Source organism: Sphingomonas sp. PP-CE-1A-559, assembly GCF_004340965.1.
Classification (GTDB): domain Bacteria; phylum Pseudomonadota; class Alphaproteobacteria; order Sphingomonadales; family Sphingomonadaceae; genus Sphingomonas.
Map to the genome: position 1 here is coordinate 847,946 of NZ_SLYA01000002.1, position 17,729 is coordinate 865,674.

14 protein-coding genes are annotated in these 17,729 nt (G+C 65.2%); 5 read left to right on the top strand and 9 right to left on the bottom strand.

Annotation, left to right across the window (positions count from 1 at the left end; genetic code table 11):
* Nucleotides 1–20 precede the first annotated feature (20 nt).
* The 3 genes from C8J42_RS09285 to C8J42_RS09295 all read left to right on the top strand — a co-directional run bounded on the left by C8J42_RS09285 (nucleotide 21) and on the right by C8J42_RS09295 (nucleotide 1,718).
* The gene (locus C8J42_RS09285; RefSeq protein WP_133019760.1) at nucleotides 21–524 is read left to right on the top strand and encodes a DNA-deoxyinosine glycosylase; all 504 of its coding nucleotides are present in this window, start codon (nucleotides 21–23) and stop codon (nucleotides 522–524) included.
* A gap of 22 nt (nucleotides 525–546) precedes the next feature.
* On the top strand, nucleotides 547–1,047 hold the full coding sequence (locus C8J42_RS09290) for a DUF1993 domain-containing protein (RefSeq protein ID WP_133019761.1): 501 nt from the start codon (nucleotides 547–549) through the stop codon (nucleotides 1,045–1,047).
* 86 nt (nucleotides 1,048–1,133) lie between these two features.
* On the top strand, nucleotides 1,134–1,718 hold the full coding sequence (locus C8J42_RS09295) for a DedA family protein (protein ID WP_133019762.1): 585 nt from the start codon (nucleotides 1,134–1,136) through the stop codon (nucleotides 1,716–1,718).
* Between the two features lie 376 nt (nucleotides 1,719–2,094).
* Here the strand turns inward: C8J42_RS09295 and C8J42_RS09300 are convergent, their stop codons facing one another.
* The 7 genes from C8J42_RS09300 to C8J42_RS09330 all read right to left on the bottom strand — a co-directional run bounded on the left by C8J42_RS09300 (nucleotide 2,095) and on the right by C8J42_RS09330 (nucleotide 10,219).
* On the bottom strand, nucleotides 2,095–2,313 hold the full coding sequence (locus C8J42_RS09300) for a hypothetical protein (protein WP_056058912.1): 219 nt from the start codon (nucleotides 2,311–2,313) through the stop codon (nucleotides 2,095–2,097).
* A gap of 122 nt (nucleotides 2,314–2,435) precedes the next feature.
* Nucleotides 2,436–4,907 carry a TonB-dependent receptor gene (locus tag C8J42_RS09305; protein ID WP_165895464.1) on the bottom strand — a complete coding sequence of 824 codons (2,472 nt, stop codon included), beginning with the start codon at nucleotides 4,905–4,907 and terminating at the stop codon, nucleotides 2,436–2,438.
* 65 nt (nucleotides 4,908–4,972) lie between these two features.
* A complete protein-coding gene (locus C8J42_RS09310) occupies nucleotides 4,973–5,743 on the bottom strand; it encodes a gamma-glutamyl-gamma-aminobutyrate hydrolase family protein (RefSeq protein ID WP_200910640.1) in 771 nt (256 codons plus the stop codon).
* Entirely contained in the window at nucleotides 5,740–6,702 is a 963-nt protein-coding gene (epsC, locus tag C8J42_RS09315; RefSeq protein ID WP_133019763.1) for a serine O-acetyltransferase EpsC, read from the bottom strand. Before epsC ends, C8J42_RS09310 begins: the two co-directional genes overlap by 4 nt.
* 1 nt (nucleotide 6,703) lies before the next feature.
* Nucleotides 6,704–7,501, bottom strand: a complete 798-nt coding sequence (locus C8J42_RS09320) for a PhnD/SsuA/transferrin family substrate-binding protein (protein WP_133019764.1) — start codon at nucleotides 7,499–7,501, stop codon at nucleotides 6,704–6,706.
* Nucleotides 7,498–8,391 (bottom strand): fatty acid desaturase, encoded by an 894-nt coding sequence (locus tag C8J42_RS09325; protein WP_133019765.1) that lies wholly within the window; start codon nucleotides 8,389–8,391, stop codon nucleotides 7,498–7,500. Before C8J42_RS09325 ends, C8J42_RS09320 begins: the two co-directional genes overlap by 4 nt.
* A 148-nt stretch (nucleotides 8,392–8,539) precedes the next feature.
* Nucleotides 8,540–10,219: an alkaline phosphatase D family protein gene (locus C8J42_RS09330; RefSeq protein WP_133019766.1), complete on the bottom strand. Its 1,680-nt coding sequence runs from the start codon at nucleotides 10,217–10,219 to the stop codon at nucleotides 8,540–8,542.
* A 170-nt stretch (nucleotides 10,220–10,389) separates the two neighbouring features.
* On the opposite strand from C8J42_RS09330, the gene C8J42_RS09335 reads away from it, so the two are divergent.
* Together C8J42_RS09335 and C8J42_RS09340 are read left to right on the top strand one after the other, a co-directional pair.
* On the top strand, nucleotides 10,390–12,789 hold the full coding sequence (locus tag C8J42_RS09335) for a TonB-dependent receptor (RefSeq protein WP_243644223.1): 2,400 nt from the start codon (nucleotides 10,390–10,392) through the stop codon (nucleotides 12,787–12,789).
* Between the two features lie 49 nt (nucleotides 12,790–12,838).
* On the top strand, nucleotides 12,839–15,313 hold the full coding sequence (locus C8J42_RS09340; protein WP_133019767.1) for a PhoX family phosphatase: 2,475 nt from the start codon (nucleotides 12,839–12,841) through the stop codon (nucleotides 15,311–15,313).
* Nucleotides 15,314–15,635: 322 nt separating this feature from the next.
* Here the strand turns inward: C8J42_RS09340 and C8J42_RS09345 are convergent, their stop codons facing one another.
* Entirely contained in the window at nucleotides 15,636–16,028 is a 393-nt protein-coding gene (locus tag C8J42_RS09345; protein ID WP_120300301.1) for a MerR family DNA-binding transcriptional regulator, read from the bottom strand.
* Nucleotides 16,025–17,710 (bottom strand): long-chain fatty acid--CoA ligase, encoded by a 1,686-nt coding sequence (locus C8J42_RS09350; protein WP_243644225.1) that lies wholly within the window; start codon nucleotides 17,708–17,710, stop codon nucleotides 16,025–16,027. The genes C8J42_RS09345 and C8J42_RS09350 overlap by 4 nt, the downstream gene beginning before the upstream one ends.
* Nucleotides 17,711–17,729: the final 19 nt, after the last annotated feature.

Consider the following 17,729-nt stretch of genomic DNA (forward strand, 5'->3'; position numbering starts at 1 on the left):
GCGCCACTCCGAGGAACTTAATGTCGCTCAAGCACTCGTTTCCGCCGATTTTCGATTTCGAAGCGCGTGTTCTGGTTCTGGGCAGCCTGCCGGGCGACCGGTCGCTCGCTGCCAAGCGCTATTATGCGCATCCGCAGAACCAGTTCTGGCAACTGATGTCGCCGGTCGTCGGCTGCGATCTCGTTACGCTCGACTATGAGGATCGGTTGGCGGCGTTGCGGGCGAGCGGCGTGGCGCTGTGGGACGTGATCGGGTCGGCGCGGCGGGGTGGGAGCAGCGACGCGGCGATCCTCGACGCCGAAGGCAACGACATCGTCGCGCTCATCGGCCGATTACCGAAGCTTCGCGCGGTCGCCTTCAACGGCGGTACCGCGCTCAAGCAGGGCCTGAAGCTGCTCGGACCGAACTTTGCTGGACCGAGCGTCGTCGCGCTTCCCTCCAGCAGCCCGCTGCATACGATTGGCGTCGCGGCAAAGCAGCCTGCTTGGAACCAGCTTGCCGCGTTCCTGCTCGACCGGACGTGATCGGGCGCCTACGCCTGCGTCCATGACCCAGCTCTATGACCTCACCGTCCCCGCGTTTCGCCGCGGTTTCGCCAGCCTCTCGGCGATCCTGAAATCGGGGGAAGCCTATGCACAGGAGAACGGCATTGCCGAGGCGGACATGCTCGGCACGCGACTGATCGCCGACATGGCGCCGCTGACCGCGCAGGTCCAGCGCACCAGCGACACGGCCAAGGGCGCGATGGTTCGGCTCGGCGGCGTTCCGACGATCGCAATGGCCGACGACGAGACGAGTTTCGCGGCGCTTCAACATCGCATTGCTGCAACGCTCGCGTTCCTGGACGGCGTCCCGCGCGAGGCGATCGACGGCAAGGAGGATGCCGTGGTTACGATCGTCACGCCCAGCCGGACGTTGGACTTTACGGGACAAAGCTATGTCCTCGGGTTCGTGCTGCCCAATTTCTATTTCCACATCACGACCGCCTACGCGCTGTTGCGGATGCGCGGCGTACCGATCGGCAAGATGGATTATCTCGGTCGGTAGCAGCCTGCATCGACGTCGATAACTGCCTGCAGCGAGGCGGATAAAGGGTACTGGCGGAGAACTCCGCTCTGCGGCAAGGGCGGGCGATGTCGATCGAAACGCTCATTGCCCAATACGGCCTCGCCGCGATATTCCTGGGTGCGGGGCTTGAAGGCGAAACCGCGGTCGTGACCGGCGGCGTGCTGGCGCACCAGCACCTGCTACCGCTCTGGGGCAGCGCCGCGGCGGCAGTCGCGGGATCGTTTGCCGCGGACCAGCTCTTCTTCCTCGCCGGGCGTCGTTACCGCGACACCGCTCGCGTCCGCAAGATCGCCGCCAAGCCGGCCTTCGCCAAGGCACTCGATACGCTGGAACGCCATCCGACCGTCTTCATCCTCGGCTTCCGCTTCCTCTACGGCCTGCGCACGATCAGCCCCATAGCTATCGGCACGTCGCACGTCCCGGCGCGCACGTTCATGATGCTCAATGCGATCTCCGCGGCGGTCTGGGGCGTGATGTTTACGGGCATCGGCTATCTGTTCGGCGACACGCTGCTCGACGCGGTCCACAATATCATGCCGAAGCACAAACTGGCCGGCGTCGCGATACTGGCAGTCGTCGTCGCCTTGGTGATGACCGCAATCCGGTATTGGCGCCGACGACAGTCGAATGCCGTACCGAACACGCGCTGACGTCCGACCGATATTTGAAGATGCAATCCGGACAAGATGTTAAGTGCCAACATCTCTTATAAGCGTAACATTCACAAAATAGTGGCCCAGCAGAGGGGATCCGCTGGACCACGAGGTTCCGTCTAGGGAGCTTCACTTCGCCTTGACGTTGCCCCGTTGTAATACCCACTTATCAAATGGGAATAGAGTTATTTATCACCATCGGTGAGTAGAGTATAAATTGCGCCGAAATGCTTTGACTCGAAAATTTACCTTGATCACTCGAGAATACAAAAGGCGACGAATTCCCCAAAACGGGAAGTACGTCGCCTTTCGAGTTTTCCAACAGATGGTTTGATTACCGAACCAAGCCATCCGTTACATTTTCAAGTCGCAATCAGAGCGCGTTGCCGCTCGAATTCGAATCGACCGAATTCTCGAGATCCGTCGAGTTGCTCGTTTCGATACCGTCTACCGCGGAAAGATTCGCATCCGACTCTTCGACGACCGTGTTCGACTGAATGTCGGTAACGTTCTCGGTCGCTGCGGGCTTCGTGCATGCGGCCAGGCCAAGTGCCAGGACTGCAATCATTGGCACGATCGTGATCTTCTTCATCGAATGGTCTCCGTGATGACTAGTGCAGAATTACGACCGCAACGTGCGAAATCGATCCTGGAACCGAAAGCTACCCAGCGATGCGGTCGAACGCAATACCCTATCGTGGGACTATGATTTAATCACCAGCTCAGGCCGGCGCGTGCGTAGACGTAGCGGCCGTTGAATCCGAACGGCGAGTAATAGGGATAGCCGATCACCCCGGTCGGGTTGTTCGCGATGCTCGTCGCATCGGGATAGACGTCGAACAGGTTGCTGACGCCAAGGCCGATCTGTGCGCCCTTCTTCGCCTGGTAGCGGAGTTCGAGATCGGTGATCAGGTGCTCGCCGCTATGCACGTCGCCGGCAGCGGTCGTACCCGGCTGCGTCACGTCGCCATAATAGGTGACGCGGGCCAGTGCGCCGAGCTGGTCGAGCGACCAATCGATCGACCCGGTCACCTTCTCGCCCGGCGTACCGTTTTCGAGCGACTCGATGCGGTTGCGGGCGAACAGCGTCGGTGCGGGGTTCAGCGTCGAGGTCGATGTCGGCACGCGGGTGACGTTCACGTCGTTGACGTTGCCGGCGATCGTCAGGTCGAACGTCCCGGCAGCATCGGTCGGCAGCCGGTAATGCGCGACGGCGTCGATGCCCTTTGTCGTCGAGGCGATGCCGTTGATGAAGAACCGCGCTGCGCTAACGTTGAACGGCGCGAGCAGCGCCGCGACCTGCGGATTACCCGCGGCGGCAAGGTTTTCCGACAGGCCGATCTGGTTGCGAATGCGGATGCGATAGGCGTCGACGGTTAGCTCGAACCCACCGGCGCGGATCACCGTACCAACCGAAAAATTGGTCGACTTCTCGGGCTCGAGAGGAAGCCCTCCGAGCCTAGCCGCAATGGGGCTTACCGATGGGTAGGTGCCGGTCTGGATTGGGTTTCCGTTTTGAATGACGGTTGCGACCGAGGTGAAATACTGCTGCTGAAGCGCCGGCGCGCGGAAGCCGGTCGATGCCGTTCCACGGAGCGCAAACCAGCGCGCGAAGTCATAGCGCGCGGAGACCTTACCGGTGCCGGTCGAGCCGAAATCAGAATAATCCTCACCGCGTCCGGCGAGCCCGAGCAGCAACTTGTCCGTCACCTGCGCTTCTACATCGAGATAGACGCTGCCGTTGCGACGGCTCCGTTCGATCGCGTTGTCCGGTGAGAATCCGCCAAAGCCCTGCGCGCCTGGAGGTGCGGTCGGCAGTGCGCCGGTCGCTGTCCCAGCGGCGGGATAGCCATAGGATGCGAGTTCGCCGGACTGGATCTTGAACCCCTCGCGGCGCCCTTCGAGCCCGAACGCGACGTTGACGCCCTGCAACACGTCGAACTTGCGATCGACATCAAGCCCGACGATGTACTGGTCGTAGATCAGCGCACCGTCGGAAAAGTCGCGCTGCGTGGTGCGGCCATAGGCATAGTTCGCGGAATCCAGTGTGCGGAACCCGATCTTGTTGCGGCCGTAGCTGGCGTTCAGGTCGACGTTCCAGTCGGCGACCACGCCCTTGATGCCGATGGCCGAGTTGATGTCGCGCGACTTGGTATTGATCAGCGGCAGGAAACCATCGGAAAGTCCTGCCAGCTCTAGTCGCGCGACTGCTACCGGGTCCGACTGCAGCGGCAATCGCGGGAAGGCTGCGCTGCGCGTGTCGCGGTCCTGATAGCCGAGCCAGCCGTACAGCTTCCACGTGCCGGTCAGCGTCGTGCCGGCATTGGCGAAGATGCTGTATTGCTCGACCTTGGGATCGCCGAAGAGGCCGGTCACGCGGCCCGGCGTCCCGGGGATCTTGACCAGCGCGCGCGTGTCGAAGTCGGCGCGGTTGGTCGCCTGGCGATCCAGATACTCGCCCGAAACGGTCAGGAAGCCGTCCTCGCCAAAGCCGACGCCCTGCCAGCCGGACACGGTCAGCGCATGTTCGCCATTCGTGCTGCGGCTGCCGCGCGCGGTGTCGATATCGGTGTTGTAGAAGCCGTAGTTGACCGTCATGCCGCCGCCCGACCGGGCCTCGCGCAGTCGCAGGTTGACGACGCCGGCGATCGCATCAGAGCCATATTGTGCTGACGCCCCGTCACGCAGCACTTCGATTCGGTCGAGCGCGACGGTCGGGATCGTGTTCAGGTCGACTGCAGCAGAGCCGCGCCCGACCGACCCGCCGACGTTGAGCAGCGCCGCAGTATGGCCACGCACGCCGTTGACCAGCACGAGCGTCTGGTCGGGCGACAGACCACGCAACGTCGCCGGACGGATCGCGTCGGTGCCGTCGACGGCGGACGGACGCGGGAAGTCGATCGACGGTGCGATCGCCGACAGCGCCGCGCCCAGTTCGGTCGTCCCCTGGCGCTGGATCGCGGCCGAACTCAGCACGTCGACCGGCGACGCGCTGTCGAGCCGCGACCGACCAACCGCGCGGGTGCCCGTGACGATGATATCGTCTCCCGTGTCGGGCGCCGCAGCGGGGTCGGCGCTAGGCGCGGTCGCCGTTTGCGCGGGCACGTCCTGCGCATAAGCGACATGCGCGCTGGCCAAGGCGAGGGTCGAGGCGGCGAGCGTCAACGCGGTACGATAAGCAGTCATGATAGTGTCCCTGTTAGTGGATCGCTCTGCGACGATCTCCGTGCGAACCAAACGAGCGGTCGCAGTCATCGGTCCCGATAGGTGCCAAGCGACTGGCCGATAAGTGAAAAGAATGCGCGGCTGGATGCGCTGGCTGCAACGTCCCATTCGGGATGCCATTGCACCGCCAGCACGTCGCCGCCGCACGGGCGTGCCGAGAACGCCTCGACCAGCCCGTCCGAAACCGCATGCGCCTCGACACTGAGCCCCTCCCCCAGCCGATCGATACCCTGGCGGTGGACCGACGTGACCGAGATGCTGGGCTCGGCGATCGCGGCCGCGAGCATCCCACCCGATCGAAGTCTAACGTCGTGGACATGGTCGAACAGCGTTTCGTACGCGGTCACGTCGTCGGTCGATCGGTGATGGCCATCGTCCAGCGCATCGGTCAGCGTACCGCCGAACAGCACGTTCAGCTCCTGCAAGCCGCGACAGATACCGAACACCGGCCGCCCCGCCTCAATCATCCGGCCGGCGAGTTCGAGCGCTACCGCGTCGCGGTCGAGGTCGAGCGCATCGTCGGCCGCGTCCGACTTGCCGTAGCGGGCACCCGCGACGTTCGATCGCGATCCGGTCAGCAACAGCCCGTCAAGCCGCGATGCCAACGCCCGCGTGTCCATCGCATCCGCCACGGCCGGCACCAGCAGGACGGTCGCGCCGGCATAGCGGACCAGCGGCTCGACGAAGCGGGTGGCGACCGCCTGGATCGGACGATCGACCACTTCGTTGCAGCACAACACGCCGATCACCGGCTTGGGCGGCCCATCCTCCCGTCGGCAGCACGCAAAGCGCATCATGCGGCTCGACCCCGCAGCGTCTCGTGCAACTGGTCGGCAGCATGACCCGCCAAGATCACCGCAGTCGGCTGTGCGACCACGCTACCCGCGGGCACGTCCTCCAGCAGCCAGACATTGCCGCCGATCGTCGCGCCCTGCCCGATCGTCACGCGGCCGAGGATCGTCGCACCGGCATAGATCACCACGTCGTCCTCGACGATCGGATGCCGCGCCAGCCGTTCGCGCGCCGACACGTCGGTCACGCCGAGCGGACTGCGCGCGCCGAGCGTGACGTGCTGGTAGATCTGCACCCGGTCGCCGATGATCGCGGTCTCGCCGATCACGACGCCGGTGCCGTGATCGATGAAGAAGCTGCGGCCGATCGTCGCGCCTGGGTGGATGTCTATGCCGGTGCGGTTGTTGGCGAGTTCGGAGATGATCCGCGCGACGATCGGCGCGCCGAGCCCGTATAGCGCGTGCGCGATCCGGTGGTACAGGATCGCGACGATGCCGGGGTAGCAGATCAGGATCTCGTCCGCGCTGCGGGCCGCCGGATCGCCGAGAAACGCGGCGCGGACGTCGTCGTCGACCAGTTCGCGGATCGGTCCCAGTTCCGCGCAGAACAGGCCGATGATCATGCTCGCATGGCTGACGTCGAACGACAGCACCGCCTCTTCCTGCCAATAGGCGAACTCGCGTTCGACCTGCCGTTGCAGCCGTTCCAGCGCCTGCCGCAGCCGCGTCTCGACGAACGCATCCTCGCGCTCGACCGGACCTGTGAACATGCCGAGCCGCCCGGGGAACAGCGCCGCGACGAGACCGTCGAGCGCGCGACCGGTCTCGTCCAGCGACGGGAAGCGCGCGACGCTATGCCGGCCGTCCTGTTCCTGCCGCCAAGCACCACGCGCGCTGCGCAATTCTTCGATCGTCGCGGCGAGGTCGATGGGGTCGGGTGCTGATGACACGGCGTTGTCCTTCATGTCAGCGGAGCGTGCGGTAGCCGGCGCGGACGGCCTCGGCTTCCAGCGTCGATATCGGCGCCAGCGCGTCTGGCTCGGCGGGTATGATCCCGGCGAGCAACAGCGTCTCGCGTACCGCGGCCAGATCGGGATCGGCAGCGACATGATCGAGCGCACTTTGCAATGCCGCTACAGTCTCGGCGTCGGTCCCGGCCGCGGTCACGAAGGGCAGGCTCGGCGATGCGGGGCTCGGTGCGACGATCTTGAGGCCCGTAACCAAAGCCGGCTCGAACCGCGCGATCGCCGCATAGGTCACGCTGTCGATCGCCGCGAGGTCCACCTTGCCCATCCCGACCGCGACGATGCTGGCTCGATGCGCGCCGGTTTCCAGCACCTCGGCAAAGAACGCGCCCTGCCCTGCAAACGGCGCGATCGTAGCGCGGAACAGGTTCATGCCGGTGTTCGACTGGCGGTCGTTGATGGCCGCGCGGCTATCGCGAAACGCCGCGACCGCCCTACGGGGATCGTCCGCTCTCGCCACGATCACGCTGCCGCTTTCTCGCCCGGCGTAGATCGGGAACGCGATCACTTGCAGATCCAGCGTCGGATCGGCGATCAACGGATAGCCACAGGCCTGGCCGAACAGCAACGCCGGATCGCGCCAGATCGCATGGACGTCGCGTGTTCGATCGAGCCGGGCGGGCACGTCCGCGACACCGCGTTCGCGCAGGACAGCGGCGATCGCCGACCACAGCCGATCGTTCGCAGCGTGCTGCTCGAGGTGATCGTACATCCCGAGCGAGGCGATCCGGTCCGTCAAGACAAGGGCTCGCGGTGGAGGGGGTGGACCATGTCGTCATGCGCGCTGAATGCGAACCGCCGGACGATCTCGCCATACCCCTGATAGATCGGTGCCCCTGCCTCCGCGAACCGGGCTCGATTATGGCGATGGTACGCTGGCAAATCGTACCAGGCGAGCGACGGCCGCTCGTGATGCGCCGCATGCAAATTGTTGTTGAGATACAGCAGCCCGAGCAGCCCGCCATGCTCGACGCTGGCGGCGCGGCCGGGGCTCGCAAGATCGGCGCGGTGCTCGGCGTAGGAGCGCACCATGGTCAGCGCCATGCCCGGATAGACGAAGCACAGCACGTAACGGCCGAGGCCAAGACCGACATGACCGAGCCACCAGAGCACCAGTGCGACCGCGACGAGGTGCGGCGCCCAGTCGCGAGCGACGCGCGCCGGTTCGCGCACCAGTCGGCGGGACTCTTGCAGGAAGAAGCGGCCGACCGAGATCGCAGGTCCGAAGACCATCTGACCGAGAAGCGTGGATTGAAGCCGGCCGAGGACTGCGGCGAAACCACGCGCCTGCACGCGGTAGCGGGACTCCGGGTCATGCCGAGGATCGGTGATGACCTCCGCGCGGTGATGCGCGACATGGCTGCGGCGATATAGCCGGTAGGGCAGCCATAGCGACAGCGGTGCAAACCCGATCGCGTCGTTGATCCACCGGATCCGCGTCGGATGCCCGTGAATGACCTCGTGCTGCAGCGATCCCTGCCAGGCGAGCAGCCACCCGCCGATCAACACCAGCAACGGCGTCGGAATGACCGCATGCCACGCCGTCGCGACCATCCATCCGCCGTACACGACACCTGCCAGAAGGACGGTCGGCCATCCTACCGTCGAACTCGAAGCCTCTCGCTGCATTCCCATCTCCGTCAGAGGAGACGAATATCCCCCTAGCGGATGGGAATTGACAGTCGATTGAACTTTGCGGTGGAAAAACTTTGATTGTCAGGCGCTAGCCCGAGCGATCGGCGACCGGTTTCCGATCCTATTCGAACGGAGGATCGTTTTAGGCGATCTCTTCCAGCGGCAGTTCGGGCCGTGCCGCGAGCGCACGAAACCGCTTCACGGTCGCTTGGGTGAACGGCTTGGCAAACACCGTCGAGACGGTCATGAAATCGGCGGTCGCCTGCTCAGGCGTGAGCGTCAGCAGCGTGAAGCCCTTGGCGTCCTGGTCGCAGAACCGGACCTCACCCTTGTTGGCGTCGGCGATCAACGTTCCGATCCCCGGCAACAGCGAACCGTAGGACGGACTGGTGATCGCGGTGCAGCCGAATTCGACCGCGACCAGCTTGCCCGCGTCGTCGTGCAGATCGTTCGCCCAGGCCGCATGACTGTCACCCGACAGCACGATCGGCCGCGACTTCGCCCGCCGGAACGCAGCGTACAGACGCTCGCGCGCGGGCGGATAGCCGTCCCAACTGTCGAGACCGAACGGCATGCCGGCACGGTACGAAGCGATGCCTGCCGCCAGTCGCTCGCGCCACATCGCCGGCAGCTTCGCCATCGTCTCGCCGAACTTCACCGGTCCGAGCTGACGCTCCATGTCGGGGCCCGCGACCTTCGCCATCACGATCTGGTTGCCCAGCACCTGCCACGGCTTTCCCGCCGTCACCGATGCCGCCATCGTCTTCTCGACCCAGGCAAGCTGTGCCGGCCCGAGCAGTTCGCGATCGGGCCGCGCGCGCTCCGCCAGCATCGGTGCGTATTCGGCGGGTGTGATCTCCTCGCCCTTCGACACGACCTGGTGACTGCGCGCCAGCAACCGCGTCTCGACCATCACCAGCGTCGCGAGATCGCCGAAATCGAAGCTGCGGTTGATCGCCGCCCAAGGCTGGCCGGGCTTGGGATCGCGGATCGGCATCCATTCGAAATAGGCCTGCATCGCGGCGGCCTTCCGCGCGTCCCAGTCGCCCTCGGTCCTCGGATCGTGGTTTTCGGCACCGTGCATCCAGTCGTCGTTGGCGACCTCGTGATCGTCCCACACGCAGATGAACGCGGCGCGTGCGTGCGCCGCCTGCATGTCGACGTCGCGCTTCACCTGCGCGTGGCGCATGCGGTAGTCGGCGAGGTTGACGATCTCGTGACGCGGCTCGACCAGGCGGCCGATCTTCTTGGCGATGTCCGCGCCGTACCCATCGACGCCATATTCGTAGATATAGTCGCCGAGGTGCAGGACGGCGTCGAGCCGGTCGAGCTTGGCGATCGCGTCATACGCGTTGAACAGCCCGCCCGCGTAGAGCTGGCACGAAACGACCGCCATGACGGCGTCGGCGACGTTGCCCTTCGGCAGCGTCCGGAGCCGACCGACCGGTGAGCGCGCGCCGTCCGGTGCGTCGAACCAGTAGCGATATTCGCGGCCCGGCTGGAGCCCGATCGCCTCGACCTTGGCGGTGAAGTCGCGCGCGGCGCGGGCCTTGACCGTGCCCGAACGGATCGGCTTGCCGCCTTCGGTCTCCGCGACGTGCCAGGTCAGCGCGATGTCGCCGGCCTGCGTCGCATCGACCGGTGTCGCCCGTGTCCAGAGAATGGCGCCGTCGACCGAAGGATCACCACTCGCCACCCCGTGATCGAACCGAGCTTTCACCGTGCCTGCTGCTTGTGACGCTATTGCGGGAAGCGCGAGCGTCGCACCCGAGCCCGCAAGTTTCAGGGCATTCTTAAGCGCATCGCGGCGGTTGATCGTCATCGTCTCGGGCTTTCGTAACGGGTGTTGCCCGCCTGCTAGCCGCGATCGAAGACACCCCGGCGGCAACGATGTGACAGCGCCGTTACGGAATAGTCATTTTGCTTTCATGAAGACGCCATCGAAACGTCACCTCGTCCCCGTAGTGCGGCGGCAACGACACGGGGGACTTAATGACACGTATCTTCACGCGGCTCGCGGTTGCGACGCTCGCCACGACCTGCTCGACCATGGCGCTTGCACAAGCCGGCACCCCAGCGACCGCCCAAGCCGAAACCGAGGCCGCAACGTCGGACGACGAGATCGTCGTCACCGCGCAGAAGCGCGAGCAGAGGATCGAAGACGTCCCCATTACCGTCACCGCGCTGACCGGCGCCCGCATGGCGTCGATCGGCGTCAACTCGCTGAGCGAAGTCGCCGCCTATATTCCCGGTCTCCAGATCCAGGAGCAGAGCGCCAACAACCCCGGCTTCGTGATCCGCGGCATCACGTCGGACAACGGCTCGTCACAGCAGGGCGCGCGCGTCACGCTCTACTACAACGGTATCGACATCAGCCGTTCGCGCGGCGCGTACCAGGACCTGTTCGACCTCTCGCGGATCGAAGTCGTGAAGGGCCCGCAGGCGACCTTGTTCGGCACCGCCGCCGCGGTCGGCGCGATCAGCCTCGTCTCGGCCAAGCCGGAGGCCGGCGTATCGGGCGCGATCAACGGCACGTACGGCAATTTCGATAGGACACAGGTGTCGGGCTTCCTGAACGCGGGCAACGACGTCCTCGCCGGCCGCATCGCCTTCGCGTATAAATATCGCAAGGGTTACGTCCGCAACATCGCCGGCGACGCGAACGTGCCGAACCAGAACCAGGGTGGCGTCGACCAGGACGATCTGAACGGCCAGGACCAGCGCGGCATCCGCGGCTCGCTCCGTTACCGCCCCAGCGACAGCATCACCGCCGACCTCGTCCTGACCTATGACGGACAGCGCAATCCCGGCACCGCGTTCAAGAGCCGCGCGCACGCCCCGACCGGCGGCCAGACCGGCGACTATGGCTACGCGGAACTCTCGGGCTCGCCGTACAGCGCGACCGCACTCGGCGCGCGCAAGCTCGGTCTCGACCGCAATGTCTATGACGCGAACCTGACGATCACCGCGGACCTGTCGCCGGGGATCACTTTCACCACCGTCAACGGGTATCGCAAGTTCGACGCGCTCGAAGTGTTCGACGCCGATGGTGGGCCCGCCGCGTATCTCGAGTTCGCCGAAGACGCGAAGGGCGACCAGTGGAGCCATGAAAGCCGCTTCGCCTTCGAAGGGCCCAAGTATCGCGCCTCGGTAGGCTGGAACGCGTTCTTCGAGAACGGCTTCCAGCGCGTTCCGTTCGCGACCGAAGAGGGCACGTATCTCGCTTGCTCGGTCGCCGCTGCCTATGCGCCGATCCGCGCGGCACTGAACGGCGCGGGCATCCCGACGGGCACCGGATGCGTCGCACCGAACGGCACGGTTCCGGCGACGCGCGCGACCGCAGCGCTCACAGGTGGTCGTGCAACGGCAATACCTTACGCCGCGGAATTCACGAACTACGGCAACAACGACACCTACTCGGTGTTCGCCGATGCGACGTACATCCCGGTGCCGGCACTCGAACTGACCGCGGGTGCGCGGATCCTGATCGAGGATCGCCAGTCGGGCTATTCGTCGGTCCAGCCGAACTCGGTGATCCTGGCGGCACTCGGCATCCAGTCGAGTCTGCTCGGCACGGCCAACACCAACGGCAACAAGTTCGTCGCGGAGAAGAGCTTCACGGCGATCCTGCCGCGCTTCAACGCGCTGTTGAAGCTCAACGACGCGGTCAATCTCTACGCGACGATCAGCAAGGGGCGCCGTTCGCCGGTGGTCCAGCTAGCCGCTCAGCGCACCGCGTTCGGCGTCGGTCCCAACCTGCAGGTCGTACCGCAGGAGAACGTCTGGAACTACGAAGGCGGCATCAAGGGTCGCGTCGGCCCGTTCAGCGGCGCGGCATCGGTCTTCTACCAGACCTATGACGGCTTCCAGGTGTCGGTGACGAACAACGGCGTGACGACGACACAGAGCGCCGGATCGGCCAAGAACCTTGGCGTAGAGCTCGAAGGTAATCTGAAGCTCGCCTCGTATCTCTCGGTGTTCGGGACGTTTGCGTACATCGACGGCGGTATCGGCGACGAAGCGGCGAACGGCGTATTCGCTGGCAACCGCTTCCGCCTTCAGCCGGACACGACCGCGTCGGGCGGGGTGATCCTGCGCCTGCCGGTCGGCGGCGCGACGGTCTACGCCACGCCGAGCGTCACCTACCGCACCAAGGCGTTCTTCGAGCTGCCGAACAACCCGGCGATCAGCACGCCGGGCTACACCCTGGTCAACGCCCGCGCCGGGGTCGAGTTCGCGCAGGGTCGCTATAGCGTCGGCGGGTTCGTCCGGAACGCGACCAACAAGCGCTACCTGATCGACGCGGGCAACACCGGCGGCGGCTTCGGTATCCCGACCTACATAGCCGGCGAACCACGCTTCTACGGCGTCGAACTGGGCGCAAAATTCTAACTTTCACGCATCGTTATACACCGCGCAACCATCCCCGGGGGGACCAAGCATGACGTTCGAGACCATCTATACCGACGGCGATATCGACACCAATCCGACCGCCAATCCGCATATCAACGACCTGATCGAGTCGCGCTATTCACGTCGCCAGACCTTGATGGGCGGCATGTCCGCGACCGCCGCGGCGGTGTTCGGCGGCATGTTGCTGACCGGCTGCGACGACGACAATGACGGCAACGCTTCGAGCCCCGTCACGGTGACGGCGACCGCTGGGGGAAGCTCGACTGCGGGCCGCGTCGCGACGCTGACTGGTGCAGCGATCGGCCAGGTCGACAGCGTGACCTGGACGCAGACCGCCGGCCCCGCCGTCACGCTAGCCGGTGCGTCGACTGCCACCGCAACCTTCGTCGTACCGGGTGCTGCTGCCGGGACCATCCTCAGTTTCCAGTTCACCGCAGTTTCGGCCAGCGGTTCGGTCAGCGCGACGACAAGCGTGACCGTCGGCGCGGCCTCGTTGGGCTTCACGGCCGTTGCGAAGAGCCTTGCGGATGTCGTTGCAGTGCCTGCGGGTTACGCGGTGACGGTCTTGTACCGGCTCGGTGATCCGATCGGCAGCGGCGTTGGCGCGTATGCCAATGATGGTACCGACGCGACCTTCTCGAAGCGCGCGGGCGATCATCATGACGGCATGAGCTATTTCGGCATGTCCGCCACCGGAACGCCCGACGCGAACGGCAACACGCGCGGCCTGTTGGTGCTCAACCATGAGAACATCACGCAGGCCTATCTGCACCCGAATGGCCCGACCAATACCGGCGGCGTCCGTCCCGAAGCCGAGGCGCTGAAGGAGATGGAGTGCCACGGTGTGTCGGTGATCGAGGTCAACCGCGCCGCTGCCTGGAGCTACACGACCGCATCGTCGTTCAATCGCCGGGTCACACCGCTGACGCCGATGAGCTTCTCGGGGCCGGTGCGCGGCGCCGACAGCCTCAAGACGCGCTACTCGCCGGACGCCACCACGGGCCGCGGCACCATCAACAATTGTGCCAACGGTACAATGCCTTGGCACACGTACCTGACGAACGAAGAGAACTGGGTCGGCTATTTCAAGCGTGAAGTCGGCGACGCGGCGCGGCGCGCGGCAACTGGCCCAGTAGGCGTAAAGGCCAACACCTCACTCACCCGCTACGGCAAGGGCGAGAGCAACACCGGCGGCAACTATGGGTGGTCGACGGTCACGTCAGCCGACACGACCAGCACGATCTATTCGCGCTGGAACATCACTGCACAGGCCAGCGCGCCGGCCGACGGCACGGGCGATTTCCGCAACGAAATCTTCCAATATGGCTGGGTGGTCGAGATCGACCCGTTCGACGCAGCCTCGACTCCGCGCAAGCGGACCGCGCTCGGTCGCATGAACCATGAAGGCTGCGAGATCGGCCGGACGATCGCGGGCGTGAAGCCGGCCTTCTACATGGGTGACGACGCGCAGAACGAGTATATCTACAAGTTCGTATCGGCCACGCCGTGGTCCGCAGCGGATGCGACGGCGGCGAACCGTCTCGCGATCGGCGACAAGTATCTCGATGCTGGAACACTTTACGTCGCGAAGCTGGCGGCGGATGGCAGCGGCCAGTGGCTCCCACTGGTGTTCGGCCAAGGGCCCCTCACCTCGGCCAACGCAGCCTATCCGTTCGCCAGCCAGGTCGATGTGTTGATCAACACGCGGCTGGCGGCGGATGCACTGGGTGCGACCCGGATGGATCGTCCGGAGTGGACCGCAGTCAATCCGGCGACCGGCGAGATGTATTGCACGCTTACCAACAACTCGTCGCGCACGGTGGCTACCGCGGACGCGCCCAACCCGCGCGCCTATGTCGATCCCAAGACCACGGGCGGCCAGACCACGGGTAACGCCAACGGCCACATCATCCGCCTGCGCGAGACCGGTGACACGTCCGAGGCAACGACGTTCGCTTGGGACATCTACGCGTTCGGTGCCGGTTCCGATCTGGACGCAACCAACATCAACCTGTCGGGTCTCGATGCGACCAACGACTTCTCGTCGCCGGACGGCCTGTGGTTCGGTCTGCCGAGCAATGCGTCGGGGACGATCGCACCGGTGATGTGGATCGAGACGGATGACGGCGCATTCACGGACGTCACCAACTGCATGCTGCTCGCCTCGGTACCGGGGATCGTCAACGACGGTGGCACGCGGACGGTGACCAACACGATCGGTGCGGCAACCGGTTCGGTAACGACGCGGGTCGGCAAAGCACCGGGGACGGCACTGCGTCGTTTCCTGGTCGGGCCGAAGGAGTGTGAGATTACCGGTATACATACCACCCCGGATGGCCGGTCGCTGTTCGTCAACATCCAGCATCCGGGCGAGAATGGCGGGCCGACGAACATTACGAGCAGCTGGCCGGCTAACCAGGCCGGCGCGGTGACGACGCCGTCACGGCCGCGGTCCTCGACGATCGTGATCACGAAGACTGACGGGGGGGTGGTCGGGCTTTAAGCTCGAGAACCTCCGCGATCCCCCCCGCAAGGGGGAGGTGGCACCGAAGGTGCCGGAGGGGGCGGACACGGAATATCAGTTTCCGTGTCCGCCCCCTCCGTCTGGCAAGTGCCAGCCACCTCCCCCTAGCGGGTGAGGATTTTAGTGTCCCTCAATCACACCGACAAACCCCGCCCCGGCGGAGGCCGGGGTCCAGTTGAGGGACGTTGCTGATTGGCGATGCGCTTCGTTATTGCCACCTCTCCAACTGGGCCCCGGCCTCCGCCGGGGTGGGGCAGTTTCAAAGGGTGGTGCAATTTCAGGGGGCGACCTCCCTTATTCTCTAGACCGTCCCCGCCGGAATCCGCGCCAGCGCCTCCTGCTCGATCTTTTCCAACTCATCCCGTGTCTGAACGATCGCCTCGCGTTGCGCGTCGAGCAGGTCGATCCGCTGGCGACACCGTTCGGCCAGTGCACGCATCTGCTCCACATGCTGCGGATCGGCGTCGTAAAGATCGAGGAACTCCTCGATGTCGCGCAACGTGAAACCCAGCCGCTTGCCGCGCAGGATCAACTGCATCCGGGCGACTTCGCGCCGCGTGTAAACCCGCGTCGTACCGATCCGGCAGGGCTCGATCAGCCCCTTGTCCTCGTAGAACCGCAACGTTCGCGCGCTCACGCCGAGCATGCGCGAGACTTCCTGTATGCCGGTCAGATCGTCCTGTCGGTCGTTCACGCGTCCACTCCCCTCGCCTCCGACGCCGCCGCCTTTGCGGTCTCTTCAGCGACAAGTTCCTTTTTGGATAGCTTGCCGATCAGCGTCTTGGGGAGACTGTCGCGGATTTCGACCTCGCGGGGAAGCTCGATCTTGCTGATCTTGTCGCGCAGAAAATCGCGCAGTTCGAGCGGGGTAGCGACCGCACCTTCGGCCAGCACGACGAACGCCTTGGGCGCCTGGCCGCGGTATTTGTCGGGTACGCCGATCACCACCGCTTCGAGAACCGCGGGGTGTTCGTACAGCGCTTCCTCGATCACGCGCGGATAGACGTTGTAGCCGCCGGCGAGGATCAGGTCCTTGATCCGGTCGACGATAAACAGGTAGCCGTCCGCATCGAGGTGGCCGACATCGCCGGTGCGTAGCGCGCCATCCGCGAACAGGTCCGCGGTGGCGGCGGGTTTGTGCCAATAGCCTTGTGTGATCTGCGGCCCACGCGCGCAGATCTCGCCATTCTCGCCGATTGGCAACAGGCGCGTCGGGTCTTCGCGATCGCGGATCTCGATCGTCGTGCCGGGGAACGGCAGCCCCGCGGAGCCTGGCTTGTTGAGGCCATCGATCGGGTTGCACGTGATGATCGGCGAGGCTTCAGACAGGCCATACCCCTCGCAGAGCTTGGCGCCGGTCGTTGCCTCGAACGCGATCCGCACCTCCGCCGGAAGAGGTGCGCCGCCCGAGATGCAGGCGTGGATCGAGGACAGGTCGATCTTCTGCGTCTCGGCGGCGGTGGTGATCGCGGCGTAGATCGTCGGCACTGCGGGGAAATAGCTTGGCTTGGTCCGCTCGATCGTCTTGAGCAGTTGCTGTAGCTCGAAGCGCGGCAACAGGATCATCTCCGCGCCGGTGCGGATCGAATAGGTCAGCACTGTGGTCAGCGCGAAGACGTGGAACAGCGGCAGCGCGCCGAGCACGCGGTCCTGGTGGGGCTGCTCGCCACCGACGAACACGACCATCGCGTCGGCGTTCGCGACGAGGTTGGCGTGGCTGAGCATCGCTGCCTTGGGCTCGCCGGTGGTGCCGCCGGTATATTGCAGCACCGCGACATCGTCCGGGGAGACCGCGACCGGGGACGGCGCACCCTTCGCCTTGAGCAGCGCGTCGAACGTGGAATGGCGCGCGTCAGTCGGTGCCCGACCGATCTCGGCGCGCTTGAAGATGCGGTAGGCGATCGACTTCAGCGTCGGCAGCGCGCCGGCGATCGGACAGGTGATGACGTGCTTCACGCCCATCTGCCCCGCGACCTTGAGCACGCGTGCGTGGATCTCAGCGATGTCGCACGTGGCGATGATCGTCGCGCCCGAATCCTCGAGCAGATGCGCCAGCTCGCGCTCGACATAGAGCGGGTTGACGTTGACGACGACGCCGCCGGCCTTGAGGATCGCGAAGAACAGGATCGGATAATAGGGCGTGTTCGGCAGGCACAGCGCGACGCGCGTGCCCTTCACGACGCCCATGTCCTGGAGCCCCCGCGCCGCCCGATCGACCGACTCGCCGAGCGCGGCATAGGTCAGCGTCCGCCCCATGAAGTCGAGCACGTTGCGCGACCCGAACCGGCGCACCGACAGGTCGAGCATGTCGCCCAGCAGCCGCGGCTCGCCCAGCAACGGAACGCCGATCGCCTTGCCCCCGGAAGTGTCCTGCATCTCGCTCTCCATTACTCGA